The organism is Bacteroidales bacterium (genome assembly GCA_021648725.1).
Lineage (GTDB): Bacteria > Bacteroidota > Bacteroidia > Bacteroidales > JAADGE01 > JAADGE01.
In genome coordinates, this window is record JAKISF010000010.1 from 31,663 (window position 1) to 57,033 (window position 25,371).

The 25,371-nt window shown below is 32.7% G+C and carries 17 protein-coding genes and 1 pseudogene; 5 read left to right on the plus strand and 13 right to left on the minus strand.

The annotated features are described in order from the left end of the window. From hydA to xdh, 8 genes are all read right to left on the minus strand, one after another. A complete protein-coding gene (hydA, locus tag L3J35_05635; GenBank protein ID MCF6365668.1) occupies nt 1–1,365 on the minus strand; it encodes a dihydropyrimidinase in 1,365 nt (454 codons plus the stop codon). Nucleotides 1,366–1,367: 2 nt separating this feature from the next. Then, a complete protein-coding gene (locus tag L3J35_05640; GenBank protein MCF6365669.1) occupies nt 1,368–1,994 on the minus strand; it encodes a hypothetical protein in 627 nt (208 codons plus the stop codon). An 89-nt stretch (nt 1,995–2,083) separates the two neighbouring features. Continuing rightward, complete coding sequence (locus tag L3J35_05645) at nt 2,084–3,346, minus strand: amidohydrolase family protein (GenBank protein MCF6365670.1); 1,263 nt, start codon at nt 3,344–3,346, stop codon at nt 2,084–2,086. Nucleotides 3,347–3,462: 116 nt separating this feature from the next. Further along, complete coding sequence (locus tag L3J35_05650; protein MCF6365671.1) at nt 3,463–4,332, minus strand: bifunctional methionine sulfoxide reductase B/A protein; 870 nt, start codon at nt 4,330–4,332, stop codon at nt 3,463–3,465. A 226-nt stretch (nt 4,333–4,558) separates the two neighbouring features. Then, nucleotides 4,559–5,254 (minus strand): DUF554 domain-containing protein, encoded by a 696-nt coding sequence (locus L3J35_05655; GenBank protein ID MCF6365672.1) that lies wholly within the window; start codon nt 5,252–5,254, stop codon nt 4,559–4,561. A gap of 11 nt (nt 5,255–5,265) precedes the next feature. Next, nucleotides 5,266–6,417, minus strand: coding sequence for an alkaline phosphatase family protein (locus L3J35_05660; GenBank protein ID MCF6365673.1), 1,152 nt, complete (start codon nt 6,415–6,417; stop codon nt 5,266–5,268). A gap of 40 nt (nt 6,418–6,457) precedes the next feature. Then, nucleotides 6,458–7,492, minus strand: a complete 1,035-nt coding sequence (locus L3J35_05665) for a hypothetical protein (protein MCF6365674.1) — start codon at nt 7,490–7,492, stop codon at nt 6,458–6,460. A gap of 3 nt (nt 7,493–7,495) precedes the next feature. Further along, on the minus strand, nt 7,496–10,048 hold the full coding sequence (xdh, locus tag L3J35_05670; GenBank protein ID MCF6365675.1) for a selenium-dependent xanthine dehydrogenase: 2,553 nt from the start codon (nt 10,046–10,048) through the stop codon (nt 7,496–7,498). Nucleotides 10,049–10,134: 86 nt separating this feature from the next. On the opposite strand from xdh, the gene L3J35_05675 reads away from it, so the two are divergent. Further along, nucleotides 10,135–13,452 carry a caspase family protein gene (locus tag L3J35_05675; GenBank protein ID MCF6365676.1) on the plus strand — a complete coding sequence of 1,106 codons (3,318 nt, stop codon included), beginning with the start codon at nt 10,135–10,137 and terminating at the stop codon, nt 13,450–13,452. 109 nt (nt 13,453–13,561) lie between these two features. Next, a complete protein-coding gene (locus L3J35_05680) occupies nt 13,562–14,218 on the plus strand; it encodes a DUF4190 domain-containing protein (protein MCF6365677.1) in 657 nt (218 codons plus the stop codon). Between the two features lie 107 nt (nt 14,219–14,325). Here L3J35_05680 and L3J35_05685 read toward each other — a convergent pair whose 3' ends face one another. The 4 genes and pseudogenes from L3J35_05685 to purB all read right to left on the minus strand — a co-directional run bounded on the left by L3J35_05685 (nt 14,326) and on the right by purB (nt 18,140). Then, entirely contained in the window at nt 14,326–16,095 is a 1,770-nt protein-coding gene (locus L3J35_05685) for an APC family permease (GenBank protein MCF6365678.1), read from the minus strand. A 38-nt stretch (nt 16,096–16,133) separates the two neighbouring features. Beyond that, a complete protein-coding gene (locus tag L3J35_05690; protein ID MCF6365679.1) occupies nt 16,134–16,400 on the minus strand; it encodes a hypothetical protein in 267 nt (88 codons plus the stop codon). Nucleotides 16,401–16,417: 17 nt separating this feature from the next. Next, a pseudogene (gene tnpA / locus L3J35_05695) lies at nt 16,418–16,650 on the minus strand (IS200/IS605 family transposase). Between the two features lie 146 nt (nt 16,651–16,796). After that, entirely contained in the window at nt 16,797–18,140 is a 1,344-nt protein-coding gene (gene purB, locus L3J35_05700) for an adenylosuccinate lyase (protein ID MCF6365680.1), read from the minus strand. Nucleotides 18,141–18,224: 84 nt separating this feature from the next. Between purB and dinB the strand changes: the two genes are divergently transcribed. The 3 genes from dinB (at nt 18,225) to L3J35_05715 (ending at nt 24,259) form a co-directional block, all read left to right on the plus strand. Beyond that, nucleotides 18,225–19,307: a DNA polymerase IV gene (gene dinB, locus L3J35_05705; GenBank protein ID MCF6365681.1), complete on the plus strand. Its 1,083-nt coding sequence runs from the start codon at nt 18,225–18,227 to the stop codon at nt 19,305–19,307. Between the two features lie 76 nt (nt 19,308–19,383). After that, nucleotides 19,384–23,610, plus strand: coding sequence for a T9SS type A sorting domain-containing protein (locus L3J35_05710; GenBank protein ID MCF6365682.1), 4,227 nt, complete (start codon nt 19,384–19,386; stop codon nt 23,608–23,610). A gap of 226 nt (nt 23,611–23,836) precedes the next feature. Next, nucleotides 23,837–24,259, plus strand: coding sequence for a hypothetical protein (locus tag L3J35_05715; GenBank protein ID MCF6365683.1), 423 nt, complete (start codon nt 23,837–23,839; stop codon nt 24,257–24,259). Here L3J35_05715 and L3J35_05720 read toward each other — a convergent pair whose 3' ends face one another. Then, a complete protein-coding gene (locus tag L3J35_05720; GenBank protein MCF6365684.1) occupies nt 24,260–25,309 on the minus strand; it encodes a thioredoxin fold domain-containing protein in 1,050 nt (349 codons plus the stop codon). Between the last annotated feature and the right edge of the window lie 62 nt (nt 25,310–25,371).

Genomic DNA, 25,371 nt, shown 5'->3' on the forward strand with positions numbered 1-25,371 from the left:
TTATCGTTTTAAAAAGTTTCCTTTATTTGCTTTTTGTAAAGATAATTGATTATTTTTAAAAACAATATTACCTTTTAATAAAATAAACTCGGTTTTACCCTTTATTATTGCAGATTCAAAAATATTCAAATCACAATTTTGATGATGTTTTTTTGCAGAAATAACACTTTCCGCTTCTTTATCCCAAATAATAATATCGGCATCGGAACCTATTGCAATTTCTCCTTTCTTAGGGTATAACCCAAAGATTTTTGCGGCATTTGTTGATGTTAAAGCAACAAATTCATTCAGGTTAATTTTATTTTCAAGAACACCGTAAGTGTAAAGTAAAGACAATCTGTGCTCAACACCACCGGCTCCGTTGGGTATTTTTCTGAAATCATTTTCTCCTTGTTTTTTTTGCTCAAATGTAAAAGGGCAATGATCTGTACCTACAGTTTGAATTGTTTTATCTTTTAAAGCATTCCAAAGAGCATTATTATCTTCCTTTTTTCTTAAAGGCGGACTGAAAACAAATTTTGCAGTTTCTTCAAATTTCCCTTTTAATTTTGAATCGTCAAGCAAAAGGTATTGCGGACAAGTTTCACCATATACATTTACACCTTTTTTTTGTGCTTCTTTAATGTATTCTACTGACTCTTTGGTCGATACATGAACAATATAAACAATACAATTTGTTTGCTCGGCAAATGCAATTACTTTTTTTACCGCTTCGGATTCACTTCTGTTCGGTCTTGACAAGGCATGATATTCCGGGCTAAGTTTATTTTGTTCGGCATAAGCATTTCTTAATTCTTCAATCTCATCACCATTTTCGGCATGAACGGTAATAATTCCGCCGGCATCTGCAACAGTTTTCATAACTTTTAATAAAACATCATCTTCCAAACCGATGCTGTTTTTATATGCCGTATAAACTTTAAAAGAAGTTATGCCTGCTTTAATTACTTCTTCAATTTCGTTTTCTATATTCTTGTGCCAATCAACAGGGGAAACATGGAAACTGTAATCAATAACAGAATTTTCGGCTTCTTTTTTTCTTTCATTTAATGCTTCAATCAGACTTTGAGCTTTTCGGGGAGTAACAAAATCAATTATTGTAGTTGTTCCGCCAAAAAGAGCGGCTTTGCTTCCTGTATAGAAATCATCGGCTGAATATCCTGCCGGTGTAGGAAGGTGCATATGAACATGTGGGTCAATTCCGCCGGGAAAAATATATTTATCTTCGGCATTAATAATCTCTGCGTTTTCAATATTTGAAATATTTTCAGATATTTCTGAAATAAAGCCGCCTTTAATTAAAATATCCGATTTAAAAGTTCTTTCGGAAGTTACAATTATACCGTTTTTAATTAAAAGTCGCATTTTTAATTATTTTTCTCGAGAATTTTAATGTAATTTCCGTCTTCTTGTCGAACAAAACCTATTTTTTTCAGATATTTTACATGATTATACGATTGAGGGAAAACAATAATTTGTTCAATTCCGTCTTCAATAAAATTATTTCTTAATCTTCCGTAAACAAATTTTGCATTTTTATAATCTCTGTATGCAGGAACAACAAAATCAAGACCTACTTTAAGTGTCTTTTTATCAATTTTATGAGCAAGAAAGATACCTGCAACAGCCATATTTCTTAATATGAAAAAACTGATTGTATTAAGTTCCGGTTTATAAGTGAAACCGGGAAAAAATTTATCAATTTCTTTTTTATGAAACTTTAAAAACTCTAATAAATATTTATTTACACTGCGAATTTCAATTGTAGTAAAAAGCTCTTTTTTATTGTAAATTCTTACGAGGTAAAAAATATCAACAGAAATAATGAACGTGTTTAAAACAACAATAGGTATTGCGTTAAATAAAATACCGTATGTTAAAAAAAATGATGCTCCGGCTAAATTTATCCATCTGAACTTAACAATCGAGTTCATTGTCATTGACACGGCAATTATTATTGATGCGATGTATCCTATTATTTGAATGTAATCCATTAAATTAGTTTAAAGTTTAAAGAAAAAAGTAAACGCAAAGCAAAGTCAAAACTTTTACTTTTCAAAATATTATTTCTCATTGAACATTATTAATTTCTCATTGAACTCCAAAGACGCAAAGATTGTTCTTGTGCAAATTGCATTATTTCGCTTTCATTCACATTTTGGATAATTCTGTTTTTAACAATTAATTTACCGTTTGAAATAACGTGCTGAACATCGTTTGAGTTAAACCCGAACACAAAATGACCGAGAAAATTATCTTTTGTAAGTGGTGTGGGCGATTGATAATCCATCACAACCAGGTTGTTTTCTCCGTCGCCTGCAAAGCTATTTTCTGCAAGATAGTTATGTACATTACGAAAACGTTGATAAACACCGGGGTAATCAATTGTGTCGAAACCTTGACCTACAAAAAAGGCTTGTTGTGCCGAACGCAGCATATCACTGTGCATTCCGTCAGTGCCTAATAATAAGTTGTTTCCTAAATCTTTTGCATTAAAATAGCCTACATTATTATTTAAATTACTTTCTGTGTTTTGAACCACATAAGCTTTTGAGTTTTTAATCAGTTTTTTTTCATTATCAGAAAGGTGCAAGCAATGCCCAAGTATTGTTTTTGATGAATTTAAAACACCGTAATCATCCAATCGTTCAATAACCCTTTTGCCGTAATTGATTAATGAATGGTCTTGGTCGTAACGGTCTTCGGCAACATGGATGTGAAAACCGGAATTATATTTTTGCATTAAATCAGCAGCTTTTTTCATGCTTTTGTTTCCTACGGTGAAAGAAGCATGCAAACCAACAAGAGCTTGGTTGTTTTTAAGATAATTTTCTGTTTCTGCAAGTCCTTGTTCTGCTTTTTCAAGTCCGTCACGATCTGTTATTTCATAACATAAAAGGTGACTCACCCCCACTCTGTCGAATGCATTTGCGATGATATCCAAAGAGCCTTCAATAAAATTTGGCGATGCATGATGGTCAATGGCAAATGTAGAACCTGCCTTTGCACATGCAATTGCCGTAGCCAATGCACTTGCTTCAATCATGTCCTTATCCAAGGATTTATCCAGAGTCCACCAAACATATTTTAGGATTTCATAGAAATTCTCGGGATTTTTTTTCGGAGCCCCCATGCCTCTTGCTAATGCTGAATAAACATGATGATGCCCGACTGCAAAAGATTTCGTAACAATTTTACCGGTGCAATCTATCACTTCAGCACCCTTAACATCTGCATTTCCGGAAAAGCTTATTCTTCCTTCAATTCCTTCTTCTGCAAGAATATTGGTTTGTTTAATTTCCAGGGTTTTATAATCTATAAATGTTGCGTTTTTTAAGAGTATCATTCTTTACAATATATATATTAAACATTATTAAAGTAACACATTCCTTACATCAACCGCTAAATGTTCATATATTCAGCGATTACAATCCCCAAACTTACATTTTTTAAACATAAATATTAAAACTTCTTCGTATAAAAATGACAATAAGGCGTTGTGCCTTTATGCTCATAGTAATCTTGATGATAATTTTCTGCTTGCCAAAACTTCGGTGCTTGTGTAAGTTTGGTAACAACTTTGTAAGCTTTTTCTTTCAATTGTTTAATTAATTTCTCCGAAACTTGTTTTTGATTATCGGTTGTATAAAAAATTTCGGAACGGTATTGATTTCCGATATCAGGTCCTTGTCCGTCAACTTGAGTTGGGTCGTGTGTTTCAAAGTAAATTTTTGCAAGTTCTTCATAAGCAACTTCTTCCGGATTAAAAATAACTTTTACGGCTTCGGCATGGCCGGTAGTTTTACTGCAAACTTGTTCATAGGTCGGGTTTCTTACGTGTCCTCCTATATAGCCGACTTCCGTAGAAATTACGCCTTTTTGTTTTTTCATCCAATACTCAGTTCCCCAAAAACAGCCGGAAGCAAATATTACTGTTTCGGTTTTCGGCAATTCAATGTCTTTAATCATTCCTTTTAACGGACTGAATGAAAGAGAGACTGAGTTTACGCAATGCCTTGTATTTTTATCAGTAAAACCTTCTCCGAGAAACACATGCCCCAAGTGTCCGCCGCAATTTGCACAAACAATTTCGGTTCGCATTCCGTCAACATCCGGAATTCGTTTTACCGCACCTTCTATTTCTTCATCGAATGAAGGCCAACCGCAATGTCCGTTAAATTTAGCATCAGATTTGTAAAGTGCTGTTCCGCATTGCTTACAATTAAAAGTTCCTTCTTCAAAAAAGTCGTTATAAATTCCGGTATGCGGTTGTTCTGTTCCTTTATTCAGGATAACATTCTGTTCTTCTTTTGTTAATTTATTATATTTCATTGTTTTATTATCTTGTTTATTATCAGATGTTTCCGGATTTGTATTTTTATTATTTTGACAACTGACTGTTGTTATTAAAAATAGCAAAGCTACTATGTTTATAATTTTTACCATAATATTTTATCTTCAAAACGAAGAATAAAAGACATTGTTGTCTCCTATTAAAAAATGCCTGTATATTATTCAACTTTTCTTATTGCAACAAACAATGAAATAAGCATACTTCTTAAATATACAATTGAAATTCAAACTTAACCCAAGCTAATATTACAGCAATGATTAAAGCAGGAAATAGATTAAATACTTTTATTTTTTTTATATCCAGAATATTTATTCCTAAGCCGATTAATAATATTCCTCCGACTGCTGTCAATTCATTTACAATAATGACATCAATAAATTCTCCGAAATACATGGCTAACAAAGTTAATCCGCCTTGAAATATAAGCATCGGAATAACAGAAAAAGCAACACCGATTCCGAAAGCAGATGCTAATGCTATGGATGAAAACCCATCCATCACCGATTTTGTGATTAAAAGCGTAGAATCATTGTTCATGCCTTCTTCCAAAGCACCCAATATCGTCATTGAACCCATGCAATACAATAAAAAAGCAGTAAGCATACCTTCCGAAAACTTATCTCCTCCGAATTTGATTTTTTTCTTAATTGCATCTGCTTGCCGTTCGGTAAACTTTTCAATATTTAAAGCTTCACCAATAATCCCGCCTATTACAAGGCTGAATACCAATATCAAATAAGAACCGGTTTTCATGGCCATTACAAAACCCAAGAATAATGTAAATAATCCTAAGCCTTGAAAAACGGTAAGTACAATTCTTTTCGGAAGTTTGGTTTTTAAAAGCAAACCTATACCGCTTCCGATGATTACGGCAATGATATTGATTATGGTTCCTGTCATAAAATACTTTTTTATTGCAAATATACTTTTTGCGTATGATTAATCGTTTTACCTGAAAGTTGAATAAAGAAAATGCCGTGCAGATTATTTAATTCGTAATTAATTTCATTATAGCCCGAATTAAACATTTGTGATTCAATATTTTTAATTGTTCTGCCTTGTACATCGTATATTTTAATGCTTACAAATTGTTCTTGCGTAAGCTTAAACGAACAAAACTTATCGGTAATTCTAATCTCCGTTTCATTTACAGAATTTATATCCGTTCCCGGAAGAAATATTTCTTGTGCAACTGAACCGGTCGCATATTCCATATCTACATCAAGAAGTAAGGATGCTGTTACGGCAAAATCAGGAAGAACTCGATAAGTATCGGATATATAATTTTGTTTAACATCAGGTCCAATAGCCAGAAACATAATATGCTTGCAACCTTCACAACCGCAACCATGCCCGGAAAAATCATCTGTATGTCTGCCGTGGTCATTTGTAACCAATAGAGTTGTATTGTCTTTATAAAAAGGATCATTTTGAATGAAATCCCATAATCTAAAAACAAGACTGTCAGCAGTTTTTATAGCTCCGGTATAGTTCTCCCAAACATCGCTGTGTCCTTCAGAGTCGACATTTGCCAAATACACCCATAATAATTGGGGTTGGTATGTAGCCATATCTGCCTTGGCTTGAATAACAACATCTTCATCAGAATAATTTTGACTGACTGTATAAGGCCAATAATCCGAACCGTATTCATTATGAAAACTTTGTAACCAAAGTGAACTGACATACTTTAATTCATAAATACATTTTGTATCCGGTTGATTTTTTTGTTTTCTGAAATATTCAAATAATGAAGGATCAACGGTATATTGTGTATTTGAACCTTGATAATTAATACCTATTACATCCGTCCATAATCCGCACCATAAAGCCGGGACAGCTCTTGATGTATAAGTAATGCCGTCATTATAGAATTCAGAAATTATGGTTCCTTCCTCTGCCAGTGCTGCCATTTTAGGAATATAAGTATGTGCAGGATCTCCGAATGTTTCTGTATATCTTGCTCCGTCAATAATGACAACAACCACATTTTTTGTTTGGGAGAACAACAGTTCTAATTTGAAAAATAGTAGGATTGCTAATAGGATATGTCTTAGTTTCATTTTATTCTTATATTAATTTTATAAAGCAATTATAGGTTTGTCATCCGAACAGTTTTCCGAAAAAACCTTTATTTTTTTCTTTCGGAACTTCTTTTATTTTTATCTCTGTTTGAATTTCTTCTGTTTGAACATCAATTTCCTTTATTTTATTTTTACCTATACCTATAGTTTGCATTACCGAACCGCAATACGGACAAGCAGAACTTTCTGAAAGTGAAAAAGGAGCGGCACAACCGGGACAAACCACTTGCCGGTTTTCAATATCATTTGTTGTTCCGCAAGTTTCGCAAACTTTTTGCTTGCTGCCTTCCGGAATAGTAAGTTCACTATTACAAACAAAACACTTTGTTTTAATTTGCGAAATATCTTCAATTTCAACAAATTCCGATTTAAATCCGAATTTTTCAATAAGTTTTTTAATCGTATCTGTATCGTACATCTGTATAACCATATTCATACTTTGCTTATACATTACATCCTTCGTTCTGCTTGTAACCGGTTCGGGATATTTTTCCATACATTCCATTTGCATATTTTCATCAATAGATGTTTTAATGTATGCATCCATTTTTTCAATATAATTATTAAAGTTTTCATCATATTCAGGAATACATTTACCGCCTTCATAACTAAATTTTAAACCGGTATTTAATTCTGAAAACATTTTTTGAGTTTCTTTATTTTCATTAAAATAACCCACGGCTATTTTTTCAGACCAATAGCTTTTATAATAGTCAAGAAGCCTTTGCCTGAAAGCGTTTTGTTTTATTTTAGGAGAAAATCGTTTCGGAAATAAATCAAATTCCAAAGTATGTATTTCACATTGTGTTGTTACAAACCCGTCTGCATTCTCGGTTTTTATATGGCTTGCAAGTTCTTGCAGCTTTTGAGTATATATTTGTTGTTTTTTTGTATTATCATTTTCTGCGGAAAAAACTTCGGATGACTCTTCTGTCATTTTTTCCATATCAAAATCTATTAATGAACTGCAATAATCACAATAAACATATCCGGTAGATATTTCGTCTGTTTTATTTCCGCCGCATGACGGGCATTTGTATTTTCTTACTAACATAATTTATTTTTTCGGAAATAAAGGCAACTTAAAACGCCTAATCTTATCAAACTGGTACAAAGCATTTGCAACTGCTCCGGCAGTAGGAACAAGTCCGATTTCTCCGATACCTTTTGCTCCGTAGGGTCCTACGGGATCTTTTACTTCTATGCCTTTTACAATTATTTCGGGTGTTTCGTGTGCTTTTAAAATACCGAGTTTTCGGTATTTGTCATGAACTAAATAACCGTCTTTCATCGGCAAATCTTCTGTTAAAGCATATCCTAATCCCATGTGTACACCGCCTTCAATTTGTCCTTCAAACAGCATTTGATTCATAATTTTACCGGCATCGTGAGCAGCAACTATTTTTTCGACTTTACCTTTATCATTTACTACACAAAGTTGGGCTGCATACCCATAAGAATAGTGTATAATCGGCTCTTCGACTTCATCACCGGGTTTTGTTGTCCAGTCGCAAACAAATTGCCCGAAATATGTTTTACCGCTGAGGTCTTTTAATGAATTCCTTTTCAAATCTTCGTTTAATGCTTTTGACGCATTTATTACTGCTAAACCGACTAATGCCGTTCCCCTTGAAGATGTTGTCATGCCGGTTTTGATGTTGGCATCAGTATCTACAATTACGTCAACGATTTCAGGAGAAATTCCGATTTCCTCGCATAAAGTTTGAATTGCCATATTATGAACACCTTGCCCCATTTCCGTCCAACCGTGTTCAATAATTATTTTATTTTCAGAGATGATATTTATTTTAACTTTTGATTCATCAATCATACCGTTTCCTACACCTGAATTTTTAATGGCACAAGCTAATCCGGCATATTTTGCGGCATAAAAGTCACCTTTTATTGCTTCAAGGCATTTTCTTATACCTACCCCCGTTACTTTTTGTCCGGTAGATGTTTTCAGTCCGTCAATTAAAGCATTATCCCAACGGAATTGCCAACGGTCGAAACCGGCTTGTTCGCAAATATCATCAATACAACTTTCCAAAGCAAAAGCCACTTGATTTGCACCGAAACCGCGCATAGCTCCGCAAGGAATATTATTTGTATAAACTGTCTTTGCTTCAACATCAACATTAGGCACAAAATAACCGCCGGTAGCATGCCCGGCAACTCTTTCCAATACTTTTGTTCCTACTGATGCATAAGCTCCTGTATCTCCGACCGCTCTTAATTTTATGGCAGTTAATTTTCCGTTTTCATCCGCACCGAGTTCAATATCCATAAAAACAGGGTGCCTCTTCGGATGCAACCGTATGGATTCTTCTCGTGTTAAAGTGATTTTTACGGGCTTTTGCATCATAAAAGCGAACAATGCCGTATGTCCTTGAATACTCAAATCTTCTTTTCCGCCGAAACCGCCGCCGTTAGGAACTAATGTAACTTTAACTTTTTCAACAGGTAAATTTAATATATCGCCTACTTGTCGTTGGTCTTCATAAACACCTTGCGATTGTGATAATACTTCAATACCTCCGCTTCCGTCAGGACGAGCAATTGCAGCTTCTTTTTCTAAAAAACCGTGTTCAATTCTTTGAGTTTCATACTTTCCTTTTGATGTATATTTTGAAACTTTAAGAGCATTAGCTGCATCTCCTATTGTAAATTGTGTTGTATTAAAGTTATTCGGTTTATCAGGATGAACACGTTCGCCGTTAATTGCTTTAAAAACATCAGTTTCAGGCTTAAGCACTTCATATTTAATTTCAATTAAATCAACTGCTTGCCGGGCAACTTCATCAGTTTCAGCAACTACACCGGCAATAACATCTCCGATATAGTGCGTTGTTTGCCCTTCATCAATCATTACTGACCAATCTTGATAAATTAAACCTATGATTTGTTTTCCGGGAATATCCTTAGCCGTAATAATACGATGAACACCTTCTAATTTTTCAGCTTTTGAGCTGTCGATTTTTAATACTTTTGCTTTCGGATAATCTGAGAATTTCAATGCACCGTACAACATTCTTTCAAAAACGATATCATCGACAAATTTTCGCTCGCCTATTGCGGTTTCATAGGCTTCGTATTTAGGTTGAGATTCTCCGATTTTTCCGGATGTTTTCCGTATTTGAAGTTTTTTACCGGTTTTAATTGCATCGGCAGCCTTTAAAATTCCTTTTTCAATCTTTTTATAACCTGTACATCGGCAAATATGTGCTTTTATAGCTTTACGAACTTCATCAATCGTAGGATTGGAATTTTCTTGCAACAGTACCTTTGTTCTGCTTATGAAACCCGGCGTACAAAAACCGCATTGCACTCCGCCTTCATTTACAAGTGCTTTTGCTATGGTATCTTTCACGTATTCGGAAAAACCTTCGGGTGTAAAAATTTCAGTATCTTGTAACTTACTCATTTTTGTTACACAAGACAAAACGGCTTTTCCGTTTATTTCAACCGTACAAGCACCGCACGCAGCTTGTCCTGAGCAACCGTCTTTTACGGAAGTTAAACCTTTATCATTTCGAATATAGTCAAGTAAAGTTTTGTTTTCGGTTCCTGTATATGATATTTCTTCGTTATTTAGTTTAAATTTAATCATAATTCTGAAAATTTATTTAATAGCCCGTAAAAATATAAATATTTAATCAATTCTTTGTAGATTTGTATGAACAGAAATCAATACTTATGAAAAAAATAACACTCCTTTTTACAGCTACTCTATATTTTATTACGATTCAAGCATTTGCTCAACAACCTGAGGTTTCAATAACAACAGGGCATTCAGGTTTAATTATGCGAGTTGCAATTGCTCCTGCCGGGAATTTGGTTGCGAGTAACGGTGCAGACCACCTGATTAAAATATGGGATAAAAATTCCGGTAAGGAAATAACAACACTGAGCAATAAAGTGAAAGGTGTTGATAATGAGCAAAGAATTGATGATTTAAAATTTTTTGATGACGGAAAGCATCTTTTAACTTCCGATGAAAACGGCTCAATAAAAATATGGAATATTGAGAAAGAAAAAATTGTAAAAGATTATGAAAGTGCAGGAGGAATGCCCGGCTTAACAGAAGACATTGCCGGTAAAAGAATTGTTTTTATTGACAAAAACTATTTACTTGCAGTTACGGAAACAAATAATCCGGAGATTAAAACATATTCTGACTTTAGAATAAGAATTGTAAAAATTAATCCGAATAATCCGAATGAAGTATTTGTTGTTGATCTTCAAAATAACTTCTTTATGTTTAATATTGAAACAGGTTTAAAAACAACAACTTTTGAAAAAACAGACAAATATGTTTTCAAGGTTGCAATAAGCAATAACGGGAAATACCTTTCAATTGTGTTTAGTGATATGACTTTAAAAATTTGGGATATTAAAACAGGTAATTTAATAAAAGAAATTAAAGGCATTAAGCCGACAAACATTTATTTTCATCCGATTACGGGTGAATTTGTTGCATTAATTCAAGATCCGATAAAATTTCAGAATATCATATATGTGTTTGATAATAAAAAGTTTGAACTTAAACGTAAAATTGAAAATATCGGTTATTTTGCTTCTTTTATGGATTTATCGGCAAACGGAAAACTTATTGCATTAAATTCAATGGTAATGAAAAACAATTCTTCTTCATACACCATTAATCTGATTGATTGGAAAACAGGTAAATTAATAAAAATTTTAAGAAGCAGAGCTCATTCTGTTTGGCAGATTGAAGCAGCAATAAATTCACCCAGAATTGCATCCTTAAACGGTGATTTGAATTTAAGAATCTGGAATATTTCTACTTTACAAATTGAAAAAGTATTTAAATTCATACAAAAGATTGCAATAAACACCGACGGAAATATTCTCGCCGTGCACGGTTATCATAAAGAAGGTCCGGGTTATACCTGCATTGCTCTTTGGGATTTGGATTCAATGAAAATTAAAAGCTATTTACCTGTTCCGGATATTTTAAGCGATTTAAACTTCTGTGCTGATAATGAACACATTATTACTTCTACACTATCAAGCCGAATATCGGTTTGGAATATTAAAAGCGGTAAGCAAATTTACACAATTCAAGGCGATATTTCGGGAACACAAAGTGCCGTTATTTCAAAAGACCTTAAATATATTGCATACGGTTCTTCCGGAACAGGCGGAGTTAAAATCTATGATACAAATTCCAAAAAAACAATTAAAATTGAAGAAGCTCATAAATATCTCGGAGCAAGTGATCTTCGTTTCAGTTCAGACGGAAAATATTTGTTATCGGGAAGTTTTAACAGCGAAGTTATTGCTTGGAAAATCGGAACATGGGAAAAAGCAACAGATTATCTCGGAAATATCGGACCCGTAAGTTGCATTTCGTATAACTTTAACAATACCGAAACAGCAAGCGGAAGTATGGGCAGTGCTGTTACGGAAACTGACTATGCCGTTAATGTTTGGAATACCGAAACCGGAAAACTTAAATGTAAGTTACTGAATCACGACCTTGCTGTTACAAGTATTGCTTTTAACGAAAAAAATCATTTGCTTTTCAGCGGAAGCAATGACGGAACAATAAAAATATGGTCGTTAGACAGTTGTAAAGAAATAATGTCGTGCATTGCCATAGATTATGACGATTATATTTTTGTTACACCCGATTATCATTATACCGGTTCAAAAGATGCATTGAAAGGCGTAGGTTTTAAAATGAACGGCGTAAAACTTTATCCTTTTGAACAATATGATTTACGCCTTAACAGACCGGATATTATTGCCGAACGATTAAATATTGCACCGCAAAAAATGATTGATGCTTTTAAAAGAGCCTATCATAAACGTCTTGAAAAAATGGGATTTAATGAAAATATACTAAACAATGATTTTAATCTGCCCCAAATAGAACTAATAAATAAAAATGAAATTACATTTCAATCGGCAACAAACGAATTGTTACTTGAAATTTCTGCAAAAGACGAAAAATATATTTTAGACAGAATCAATATTTGGATAAACGATGTTCCGCTTTACGGAAGAGAAGGCATTAACTTATTAAGTGAAAAATCAAAAAAGATAAACAAAAAGGTAAAGATATTTCTTTCGGAAGGAAAAAATAAAATTCAAATTTCAGTTTTAAACAGTAAAGGTGTTGAATCTTTAAAGGAAACCATAGTTACAATAGCACCTTCTTCAAATAGAAAGCCGGATTTATACATTGTGGCAGTCGGAGTTTCGGATTATATTAATGATGAATATGATTTAAATTATGCTGCAAAAGATGCAAATGATTTAACGGATATCTTTGAAACTAAAAAAAACAAATTTGAGAACATACACATTATAAAAGTATTAGACCATGACGCAACTAAAGAAAACATATTAAAAACAAAAGAAGAACTAAAAAACAGCAATATTAACGATTTGGTAATTATTTATACAGCCGGTCACGGATTTCTGGACGATAACTTAGATTATTTCTTTGCCACAACCGATATTGATGTTTTAAACCCTTCAAAAAACGGACTTTCTTATGACGAACTTGAAAGTTTATTGGAAGATATTCCGGCAAGAAAAAAATTATTGTTGATGGATGCTTGCCACAGCGGAGAAATTGATTTTGACGAATATGATTTATATGTTGAAAACATGGGCAATAATGTTGTTGCAAGAAATATCTATGTTTCAAAAACTTCGGCATCGCATATCGGTTTAGATAATTCGTTCAGGCTGATGAAAGAATTATTTGCCGACTTACGAAGAGGCTCCGGAGCCGTTGTTATATCATCTGCCGGAGGAGTAGAATATGCTTTTGAATCAGACGAATTAAAGAACGGCGTATTTACTTATGTTTTGATAAATGCTTTAAAATCAATGAAAGCCAATTCAAATTATGATAAAGTCATTACCATTTCAGAACTTCAAAAATATGTGATGAAAACTGTAAGCGAATTAACCGGAGGCAAACAAAATCCGACAACACGAAGAGAAAACTTGGAATTTGATTTTGAGATTTGGTAGTTTAAGTGGTTATTGTATAAAATACTCTAAAATTTGTAAATATTATTTTTATTTTTTACATTGCACTATATTTATTAGTATAAAAAATGTCAATCTTAAAAATAAAAATATGAGAAATAAATACCTTTTTATACCAATTATTATCTTTATAGGGCTCTTTGCTTCTTCTTTCACTATTGAAAAAGACTTATCTGTATTTGAAAAAAAGGTTGAGTTAAGAAAACTAAATGCTTCTTTAAACAAAATAAATATTGATAACAATGAATTTCAAAACAGAAGGAATCAAAAAAACTATATCGTAGATTGTGATAATATTATTTTAAAGAACGGAAAAGAAATATCAGGAAAAGTTTTAGAGGTTGGGATTACTGAAATTAAATATAAAAAATGTGATAATCTGAATGGACCTATTTTTACATTAAAAAAATCAGACATATTAATGATAAGATATTCAAACGGCACAAAAGATATATTCCCGACAGAGGATATAGTTAAAGAAATATTTCCTGCCGAAAACTCAACCATAAACAACCGGGCTGCTTCTGTAGAAGCATTAGGCTTAGTTGGTTTTATCTTAAGTATTGTAGGGTTAATAATATTAGGAATTCCTCTCGGATTAACGGCAATAATACTGGGAGCAATAAGTCTGAAAAAAATAAGGACGAACCCTAAAAAATTTAAAGGGAGGGGGTTTGCTATTGTAAGCATAATTATTGGAATAATTGATATCGTCGGATATTTGATTTTATTAGCTTTAATTTTATAATAAGGACAGCTTTTAATTTACTAAAGCGAAGTTTCCGAACTTCGCTTTTTTATTATTGGCTTGTTTATAAACTAACAATTAATACCGGTTAAATGAAAAAATACAAATCAAATAATTAATCTCACGCCTCCTAATTCTTCAATTCTGTACGGGAATTTATCTCCGGGAGAGCCCATAAACATAAAATTAACAGGAATATTCCATTTTATTGATAATTCTTGGATTAATTTTGGTTCAAACTTACCTTTTATTATAACAAATTCAATCGTTATATCAGGATACTCTCTTCTTAAAAACTCCAAATCAGATTTTAAATCTTTTGACCTTTTTCCTGTATCATTAATATTTACAATCTTTAACTTTTTTGTATGTTCATTTTTGCAAATATATATCATTGCTTTATTCAGGTTTGCAATATTATCTCCTTTTGTAAAAAATACAAACTCCTGAGATCTGATTTCATCAATAGTTTTTAATAAATACCTATCAATTCGAATTACAAACTTTCTGATAGGATCAAACAGAAAATGAATAAAATTTAACAAAAATTTCATTATTAATGTTCTGTTAAGCATAAATGCAACAAAAAGAACTGTAGGAATAAAATAATCAAGAAATACGGTAAAGTTAGAGCTTTGATTCGGGTCGTCAGGTTTAATCAATATATTTCCGACTATTGCAGTAATCACTGCCGAAAAAGCTACAAAAAGACTTAACCAGCCGGCATTTACAGGACGAGGTAATCCGGCTCTGCGTACTTTTAAAAAAACATTACCTATAACAAATAAAGCCATGACAGATAAAAACGAAATTGTATATACACCTGCCAGTGATTTGACATTTCCTTCGGTAATTAATAATATTGAAACTGATAATAGAAAGAAAAAAATAATAATTCTGTATGAACTGCCTTTTTTATTCTTTTTCAAAAAATAATTAGGCATAATTCTGTCAAGTGTTAATCGTTCCAATAGCCCTGAAACTCCTATAAAAGAAGTTAAAACAGCACCGCTTAATACAAGAACAGCATCAATTGAAATAACATAAGAGAGCCATGATTTTGCAGAAATTTCCGCCATGTGAGATAATAAAGTATTTGCATATAATTCTTTTACTTCGTGAAGCGGAACTAATGATAATGCTAAAAATGCCATTAACGGATTTAATATACTCACAACAATCCACATATTTCTCAGCGTTTTAGGGAAAACCCCTTTTTCTTGTTCTTCCACAAAATTTGCTGAACTTTCAAAACCCGAAATACCTAACATAGATGCCGAAAAACCAAAAAAGATTGCCATTAATATACTTCCGCCTTTTAAATTTGTATGCCAATTTTCAAGAAACACAGAAAACCCGTTTTGAGACAGATAAAGAAAAACAAAAATAATTAATATAAACATAGAACTGAGATGGAACAAAAAAATTCCGACAGCAACTTTTGACGACTCGGTTATTCCTGATATTGTAAGACCTGCAAAAATTGCTAATAAAACTATAGTTGCAATAATAACATTCAGACTTGGAATTAAGCTGTGTAAATAGTGCATACCTTCATTGGCAGAAATAACAGCCGTTGCCATATATGACAAAAGAGTTAATGTTGCGGCAAAAGATGCCATAGATTTACTTGTGGTATTCAGTAAAGCATTGTAAGCACCTCCGTTTAACGGTAAAGCACCGACAACTTCTGTGTATATTTTTCTGAAAAGAAATAAAACAAATGCAACAATCAAAAGTGTAATCCAGGCATATTGTCCGGCATATATTATTGATAAAGCCGATACATAAAGAACTGATGAACTTATATCGTTACCGCAAATTGCTGTTGAAGCAAGTTCTTTTAGTTTGATTTTCTTAATTTTTGTACTTCCCATTTGAAATCTGTTGAAAAAACAAATTTATATTTCTTTTTTTACAATATTTGAAAATCTCCGATTAAATTTTCAACATCCGGTTCAACAGCATCCGGTATTGAAATAACAGATTGTACTGATTTTAAATCTTTTAATCCGCTGCCGGTTAAAAGCACAACATTGTTCGAGTCAGCTTCTAATTTATTCATAATCATGTAATTAGTAATCCCTGCAAAAGCTGTTGCCGCTGCCGGTTCGGCAAATAATCCGGTATTTTTTGATAATTCTGCCGATGCACTTATTATTTCATTGTCAGAAACAGTCATAAGTTCACCCTTGTATTTTTGAATAAATTGCTTATGCTCAAAGACGGAGAATACTCAATATGAATGTGAACATGATTTTTACTTACTACTCCTTTAATATTTGAACATTTTCTGTATTACATGTCTGAACTATCAAATCCCGACATCGCTTTTGAATATCTCCTTTTAAAACATTATAACGATATTTCGTTACCCAAACTATATGTGCCGTTAAACGACTTACTGTATGTGAACTCGTTCTGTAATTCATACAGTAAAAGTAAAAAATTTATAGAAACTAAAGTAACTGCAATGGAATTGCAGAGTTTTAACTTAAATAATAGAAAATAAATATAACAATTTCTTTTTAGTATATTAAATTCTATCATTACAACATTTTAGAATTTAAGTATTAATTTAAATTCCCGTGTAATTTTCCGGCGTAATTTGTTTTAGCTCTTGTTTAATATCATCACTTACATCAAGTCCGTCAACAAACTCAGAAATTACTTCTGCGTTAATAACTTTATTTGTTCTTGTTAAATCCTTTAATGCTTCATAAGGGTTAGGGTAATTCTCACGCCTTAAAATTGTTTGAATAGCCTCTGCAACAACAACATAGTTATTTTGCAAATCATTTTGAATGGCTGTTTCGTTTAATTCAAGTTTTCCTAAACCTTTCAATAAAGATTTAAATGCAATCATAGAATGTGCAATCGGCACACCTATATTTCTTAATACCGTAGAATCCGTTAAATCTCTTTGCAATCTTGAAATAGGAAGTTTAGCTGAAAAATGCTCATAAAGTGCATTTGCAATCCCTAAGTTTCCTTCTGCATTTTCAAAATCAATAGGGTTTACTTTATGCGGCATTGCCGATGAACCGACTTCGTTTTTATTTATTTTTTGTTTAAAATAATTTTGTGAAATATATGTCCAAAAATCACGAGACATATCAATTAAAATTGTATTAATCCGTTTTAAGTTATCAAAAAATGCAGCCAAATTATCGTAATGTTCAATTTGAGTTGTGGTTTGTGAACGGTCTAAATTTAATACATGGTTTACAAACGAGTTTGCAAATTGCACCCAATCAATTTCAGGATAAGCCACATAATGTGCATTAAAATTACCGGTTGCACCACCAAATTTTGCAGAAAACGGGACTAATTGCAAATGAGATATTTGCTTACGCAACCTTTCAATGAATACTTCGATTTCTTTACCGAGTTTTGTCGGAGATGCAGGCTGTCCGTGTGTTCTTGCCAACATCGGAATATCAGCCCATTGCTCTGAAAGTTCAAATAATTTTTCGATAACTTGTTTTACCGAAGGTAAAAAATCAACCTCAAAAGCATCTCGAAGCAACATCGGAGTTGCTGTATTATTTATGTCTTGTGAAGTCAGTCCGAAATGAATAAATTCTTTATGTTCGGACAAACCGAATTCATCAAACTTTTCTTTCAAAAAATACTCAACAGCTTTAACATCATGATTAGTAATCTTTTCAATATCTTTTATTTTTTGAGCATCTTGCAATGAAAAATCATCAATAACTTTCCTTAGTTTACGAAATACTTTTTTGTCAAAACATTTTAGTTGCGGCAAAGGTATTTCGCAAAGGGCAATAAAGTATTCAACCTCAGTTATTAATCTGTATTTTATTAAACCGAATTCCGAAAAATATTTTGCAGTTTCAACAATCTTGCTTCTGTATCTTCCGTCAACCGGTGATATTGCGGTTAATTCTGCTAAATTCATATTCTTTATTTTGTACAAAAATATGAAAAAACCGCATAAGATATAATGAATTATTAATTAAAATATTGCTAACTTTACTTTTCAATGAAAAATAATTACAGAAAAATAATACATATAGATATGGATGCCTTTTTTGCTTCAGTTGAGCAAAGAGATAAGCCCGAATTGAAAGGGAAACCTGTTGCCGTCGGCGGAAAAGGTGCAAGAGGTGTTGTTGCCGCGGCAAGTTATGAAGCTCGAAAATACGGTGTTCGTTCGGCAATGCCTTCAAAAATTGCAATCAGAAAATGCCCGCATTTAATTTTTGCAGACTCAAATTTTAAAAAATATAAAGAAGTTTCAAATCAAATACGTGAAATCTTTTTTGAATATACAGATTTGGTTGAACCTTTATCTTTGGATGAAGCTTTTCTTGACGTTACCGAGAATAAAATTAACTTGCCTTCCGCAACTTTGATTGCAAAGCAAATTAAGAAAAAAATTAAAGAACGAACTCAATTAACGGCATCTGCCGGGGTTTCATTTAATAAATTTTTGGCAAAAATTGCTTCCGATTATTATAAACCCGATGGATTTTATGCTGTAACACCCGATATTGCTCAATATTTCATTGAGAAATTGCCAATTGAAAAATTTTTCGGAGTAGGAAAAGTAAGTGCCGAAAAAATGCACAAACTCGGCATAATAACCGGTTTTGATTTAAAGCAAAAATCTTTGCAAGTATTAATAAATAATTTCGGAAAACAAGGGAACTACTATTATAATATTGCAAGAGGAATTGATAACAGAGAAGTAAATCCTGACAGAATAAGAAAGTCAATAGGTGCAGAAAAAACTTTTGCTTATGATATTCAAAATATTGAAAATATTTACAACAGAACAGAGCAAATTGCGGAAACATTAATTGAACGTTGCAAAAAAGCCGAAACATACGGCAAAACCTTAACTTTAAAGATTAAATATTCTGATTTTAAGCAAATTACAAGAAGCAAATCCGTAAGTAATAAAATAAAAAACATTAATGATATAATGCAAATAAGCGATGAGTTATTTGAACAAATTGATTTTTCATACAACTCAATACGATTAATAGGATTATCAATTACAAATTTGGACAATCAACCGGAAAATGTTGCTTTTCAATTAAGTATTGAATTTGATATTTAGTGTAAAAATTCTCAAGCAACCTTATTTTTATTATTTTTGTCATATCTTTGTTATTATACGAGTAATTCTCAAAACTATGAACCTTAAACAAATCTTAATATTAAGTGTAATTTACATTATTTCTGTAAACACTTCTTTTTCACAAGCAAATGCAGGCGTTGATCAAGAAGTTTGTACCGATGCTACAACACTGGCTGCCGACCCGCCTCTTTCGGGTTATACCGGAGAATGGACTGTAATTAGCGGTGCTTGCACTATTAATAATAAAACTTTATACAACACAACAGTAAGCAGTTTACTACAGAACTTTAATGAATTACGTTGGACAATTACAAACGGCACAAACACTTATACAGACGAAGTAATAATTACAAACAACTACCCCACGCAAGCATTAACAGCTTCCGATGAAGAAATATGCAATAATTCATATACATTAAATGCAAATATATATGGTTCGGGAGAATCAGGCATTTGGACTGTTGAGAGCGGAAGCGGAACTTTATTAACACCCACAATTAATACTTCTGATGTTACAGGGCTTGCATCCGGGAACAATACTTTCAGATGGACAATAAACAAAGGTATTTGCAGTTCTTTCGATGAAATCATTATTACAAATCATACTGTTACGGCAAACGCAGGTACAAACGAAACAATTTGCGAAGATTATACAAGTCTTTCGGCAAATAACCCTTCACCCGGTGCAGGAACATGGTCAGTTGTTGCATCAGACGGAAGTCCTGTTTTCGGAAATATAAATGATTTTAATACTACAATAAGCGGTTTAGGTCCGAATACAAATTCTTTACAGTGGACAGTAACATACGGCATTTGCATCGCATATGACAATGTCATTATTACAAGCAATAAACCTACTGTTGCCTTAGCCGGAACATATCAAATAATTTGTGATAACAATACATTCCTTGCCGGAAACAACCCTGTTCAAGGTACCGGAAAATGGAGCATTGTTTCGGGTACGGCAACTTTTATAGATATAAGCAATTACAACACACAAGTTACCGGAATCAGTAATTTTTCTAATATATATAAATGGACAATCAACAAAAACGGATGTATTTCGGAGGATAATGTTGAAATATATTACGATTATTTTGTTGCAGATGCAGGAACAGATGATGTTACATGTACTGACAGTTATAACCTGAATGCAAATCCGCCGGCTCCCGGAACAGGAGAATGGAGAGTAACCGGGGGAAACGGTACTTTTGTTGACGCAACCCTTAATAATACTGTGGTAAATAACTTACTTGCAGGAGAAAATACTTTTGAATGGAAAATTACACATGGTGCATGCATACAAACTTCTTATGTTATCATTACCAGAAATACCGCATCAACAGCCGATGCAGGTTCTGATATTGAAACTTGTAACGGAACAACTACGCTGTCTGCATTAAGTCCTTCGGTCGGAACAGGTTATTGGTCTCTGATTTCAGGAACAGGAATATTTGTAAATTCTCTGCAAAATAATACCGATGTAACAAATGTAGGGTTAAATTCTAATACATACAGGTGGACAGTTACAAATCTCGGGTGCTCAAATTTTGATGACGTAACAGTTACAAACAATTATGTTTATTCCTATGCCGGAGTCGATCAAATTATTTGCGGAACAAATTCTGTTTTAAGCGGAAACCAACCGCAAACCGGAGAAACCGGAGAATGGTTATTATTAGCGGGGACAAGCATAATTTCAAATCTTACGCTTTATAACTCAGTTGTAAACAATTTAAATTCCGGCTTAAATAAATACCGTTGGACAATTACAAAAGGAACTTGCAATGCTTTTGACGAAATTGATATTACAAATAACCAATACATCGCAAATGCCGACATAAGCGGACCTTCTGATATATGTAGTGATTCTTCCGCTATTTTAGGAAATTCTCCGCCGACAGGAGGAACAGCTTATTGGACTGTTGAAACAGGCACAGGAATAATTGATAATTCTGTTGACCAATCTACCTTTGTAAGAAACTTATCTCTCGGTGCAAACATAATAAGGTGGACAATTGTAAAAGACGGTTGTTCTGATTTTGATGAAATTACAATAAACAGAAATACTGTTTTTGCCGATGCCGGAGTAGATCAAATAATCTGCGATAATTTTACAAGCTTATCTGCTGTTCCTGCAGGAAGCGGACTTTCAGGAGTATGGACTGTAGGCGGAGGTTCAGGAAACTTAGCAGACCCGAGCTTAGCAAATACACAAGTAACAGGTTTAACATCAGGTTTAAATACATTTATTTGGACAATTTCCGGAAACGGTTGCTCAGCGGATGACATAGTTGAGATAACAAACAATATGTTTTTCACATCAACAAGTTCAAATCAAGAAATTTGTGTGTCTTACACTACAATAAGTGCAACGGACCCTTTACCGGGAACAGGATATTGGGAACTTATTTCGGGTTCGGGAGTATTCGGTAATGTCTCAAATTATAATACAACGGTAAGTAATATTTCAAATAATTCAGTTAATATTTACAGGTGGAATGCAACTTTAAACGGATGCAATGCTTCTGACGACATTCAAGTAAAAAATAATTTTGTTCCCGCTGATGCAGGTTCAAATATAACAGTTTGTACAAATTATGCTGTTTTATCGGCAGTAACTCCCGATGCCGGCACAGGTTTATGGAGTGTGCAATCAGGTGCAGGATTATTTGCAGATGAAAATTCGGCAAGTACATTAGTTACAAGCATTAACTTAAATGAAAATATTTATCGTTGGACAGTTACAAATATTGTATGCTCAGATTATAGCGATGTTTCAGTAACAAATAATAATGTTGTATCATCTGCCGGAGGCGACCAAGAATTGTGTTACGACTACACACAATTATCTGCAGAACAACCGCCGGTAGGAGGAACAGGAAACTGGGAGTTAATTTCAGGATTTGCAAATATTAATAATACAACTTTATTTAATACAAATGTAACAAATCTACAAAGCGGAATTTCTGTTTTTAAATGGACAGTATTTAACAACGGATGTTCAAGTGGTGCAGGAGATGAAGTTTCAATAAACAATAAGAGTTTTACCGCTTATGCAGGAGAAGACCAAGCACTTGAACCCTTTGTAACATCAACAAATTTAGCAGCCGTTCTGCCTGAGAATGCTACAGGAGAATGGATGCTTGTCGGCGGAGGCGGAACTGTAAGCACAATTTCTGACCCTAGTACGGCGGTTACAAATATGCCTACGGGAATTAATACATTTATGTGGACAGTAAACAAGAATCTATGCACTTCTTATGACTATGTTGAAATTACGGTAATAAACTTTACGGTAAATGCAGGAATTAACAGAACAATTTGTACTGATTCTGTTCAATTAAACGCAGCTGATTATACAGGAGCAACACAAAGCTGGTCTGTAGTTCAAGGAACCGGTAATTTTGATAACCCAAATTTATATAATACTTGGGTAAGAAACTGCAGCATGGGAGCAAATATATACCGATGGACAGTTACACAAAGCGGTGCAACAACTTATAATGATATAATTGTAACACAAATATTTGCCTATGCCGGAGAAGACCAACTTGTATGTACAAACAACATTACGCTTGAAGGAAATATCCCCGGTAACGGTTACTCCGGGTTGTGGTCTGTTGTTTCGGGAACCGGAAATATTATCTCTCCCACTTTTTATAATACCGAAGTTCAAAATATTGACTTTTTAAATAATATTTTTCAGTGGTCGGTAATTTCACCTGAATGTATTATAAGTGATTATGTTTATGTATATAATGATATGGTTACTGCTGATGCCGGAACAGATCAAGAAATAGAAACACTTGATACTTATCTTAATGCTGTAATGCCTTTCAATACAAATACAGAATTATGGTCAGTTATAAGCGGCTCAGGTACCTTTACAGACGATACCGACCCCGGCACATATGTATCAGGCTTATCGGAAGGCGAAAATATTTTCAGATGGACTGTTTCTAATGATAATTGTTCAGATTTTGATGATGTTACCGTAAGATATATATATAATAACGGAGGAGGAACATATATTAATGATATTAATGATAATTTTAGAATATACCCAAACCCTAATTCCGGTAAATTTAATATAGAAAAAAATGATAATACTGCATTTAATATCGAAATTTCAGATTTATACGGTAAATTAATTTATTTTGAAGAGAATATTTCAGAAAATAATAAAACAATAAATCTATTAAATGTTCCTGCCGGAATTTATTTCTTAAAAATTACATCCGGGAAAAGTAAAAGAACCATTAAAATAGTCAAAAGGTAAGATGAACAATACAAAAAGTATATAATAGCAAACATTTACAACTAAAAAATAAATTTTTAACTTTTATTAAGATTTATAATTAGTATTTAACAATAAAATAACATAAATTTGTAGTAATTAAAATTAAGTTTTCATAGTTTTAAGGTTTAGGTTAATAAAGAAGGTTGGAAAAAGCACTCACTCGGGTGCTTTTTTCTTTATTATTCTAATTTAATTAGTTTTAATTATGGTTATTGCAGTAGATTTTGACGGAACAATTGTTGAGCATAAATATCCTAAAATAGGGAAAGTAAAACTTTTTGCATTTGAAACTTTAAAACAACTTCAAAAACAAGGTCATAATTTAATTTTGTGGACATACAGAGCCGGTAAAGAATTAGAAGATGCTGTTTTATTTTGCAAAGATAACGGAATTGAATTTTATGCAGTTAATTCAAACTACCCGGAAGAACAATTTGATGAAAAAAAAATAAGCAGAAAAATTTATGCCGATATTTATATTGACGATCGAAATATAGGCGGCTTTTTAGGTTGGAGTAAAATTTGGGAATTAATATCCGATTCACAAGAAAAAATATCAACAGCAGAAAAAGAAATCAACAAAACTGATTTTTCACAAAAGTTTAAGTCTATATTCAGGAAAAAATAGTTATTTCTTAATTTTACCGGTAAATGTTTTAAGGAAATCTGCAAATTTTTGTGTTAAATATTTTTCATCTTTAATGTAAGTTAAAATAGGTTCTAATTGCGAGGCAGATAAAAATCCGTGAACTTCGTTAATTTTTTGTTTCTTACTGTTAATAAAAACAAAAGCCGGAAACTTAAAATTTTGGTTTAATAATGAATATGTTAACTTATGAGGTTTCCCTTGTCCGTTTCCCGAAAGTTCCTGCCCGAATAAAACAACCTTTTCCTGAGAAGCGGCATCAAAATTTACAAAATAAAAATTATTATTTAATAAATCTGCAATTACGGGGTTTCTAAAAACTAAACCTGTTTCAATTTTACAAGATTGACACCAATTTGTGTACATATATATCAAAACGGGCTTATTATTCTTCAAACATAACTCTGATGCTTCTTTTAAGGAATACCGGTTTACAACTCCGCTTGTATCAAGAACTTTATTTTTGTTCTCTTTTAATTCTTCCTCATAATTTTTCGGATAATTATGTTGATAAAGATTTTTCCATTCATCATAAACCAATGTTTTATTAATATCTTCATTAAAATAAACTAATAAAGGCTCAATCTCTCTCACTTTCATATAACCGGGTATTTGATACATTTTTCTTTGCTTATCAACATAAACTATTGTAGGAAAAGAATAACGCCCTTTTAAAATAAAATCAGCAAAATCATGCTTCGGCTTTGCTCCTGTTCCTTTATTTGTATATACTTTGCCTTGGTATTTAATTGTGTCATAACCTTCGGCATCAAACCTTACCGGGTAAAAATTATTGTTGATATATGCAGCTATTCCTTTATTTGCAAAAGTTGTCTTCATCATTTGTTTGCACCAACCGCACCATTCGGTATAAACATCTATCAACATTGGTTTAGGAAAAACATCGAACAAACTGTCTGCCTGCTCAACCGTGTACCATTTTATCGGAGACGGTTCAACCGTAACCTGAGAAGATGACACCTTTAATAAAAAGAATAATAATATTGATAAGGTATAATTTCTTAATTTCATAAATTCAGATAATTTTGTGCAACTTTTAAAGATTAACGAACAAGATTAATAAAAATTTTACA

Coding starts and splice junctions, on each gene's coding strand:
- L3J35_05710 (MCF6365682.1), top strand. CDS start 19,384: ATGAACCTTAAACAAATCTTAATATTAAGTGTAATTTACATTATTTCT.
- L3J35_05685 (MCF6365678.1), bottom strand. CDS start 16,095: ATGGGAAGTACAAAAATTAAGAAAATCAAACTAAAAGAACTTGCTTCA.
- L3J35_05640 (MCF6365669.1), bottom strand. CDS start 1,994: ATGGATTACATTCAAATAATAGGATACATCGCATCAATAATAATTGCC.
- dinB (MCF6365681.1), top strand. CDS start 18,225: ATGAAAAATAATTACAGAAAAATAATACATATAGATATGGATGCCTTT.
- hydA (MCF6365668.1), bottom strand. CDS start 1,365: ATGCGACTTTTAATTAAAAACGGTATAATTGTAACTTCCGAAAGAACT.
- L3J35_05690 (MCF6365679.1), bottom strand. CDS start 16,400: ATGACTGTTTCTGACAATGAAATAATAAGTGCATCGGCAGAATTATCA.
- L3J35_05715 (MCF6365683.1), top strand. CDS start 23,837: ATGGTTATTGCAGTAGATTTTGACGGAACAATTGTTGAGCATAAATAT.
- L3J35_05645 (MCF6365670.1), bottom strand. CDS start 3,346: ATGATACTCTTAAAAAACGCAACATTTATAGATTATAAAACCCTGGAA.
- L3J35_05655 (MCF6365672.1), bottom strand. CDS start 5,254: ATGACAGGAACCATAATCAATATCATTGCCGTAATCATCGGAAGCGGT.
- xdh (MCF6365675.1), bottom strand. CDS start 10,048: ATGATTAAATTTAAACTAAATAACGAAGAAATATCATATACAGGAACC.
- L3J35_05660 (MCF6365673.1), bottom strand. CDS start 6,417: ATGAAACTAAGACATATCCTATTAGCAATCCTACTATTTTTCAAATTA.
- purB (MCF6365680.1), bottom strand. CDS start 18,140: ATGAATTTAGCAGAATTAACCGCAATATCACCGGTTGACGGAAGATAC.
- L3J35_05650 (MCF6365671.1), bottom strand. CDS start 4,332: ATGAAATATAATAAATTAACAAAAGAAGAACAGAATGTTATCCTGAAT.
- L3J35_05720 (MCF6365684.1), bottom strand. CDS start 25,309: ATGAAATTAAGAAATTATACCTTATCAATATTATTATTCTTTTTATTA.
- L3J35_05675 (MCF6365676.1), top strand. CDS start 10,135: ATGAAAAAAATAACACTCCTTTTTACAGCTACTCTATATTTTATTACG.
- L3J35_05680 (MCF6365677.1), top strand. CDS start 13,562: ATGAGAAATAAATACCTTTTTATACCAATTATTATCTTTATAGGGCTC.
- L3J35_05665 (MCF6365674.1), bottom strand. CDS start 7,492: ATGTTAGTAAGAAAATACAAATGCCCGTCATGCGGCGGAAATAAAACA.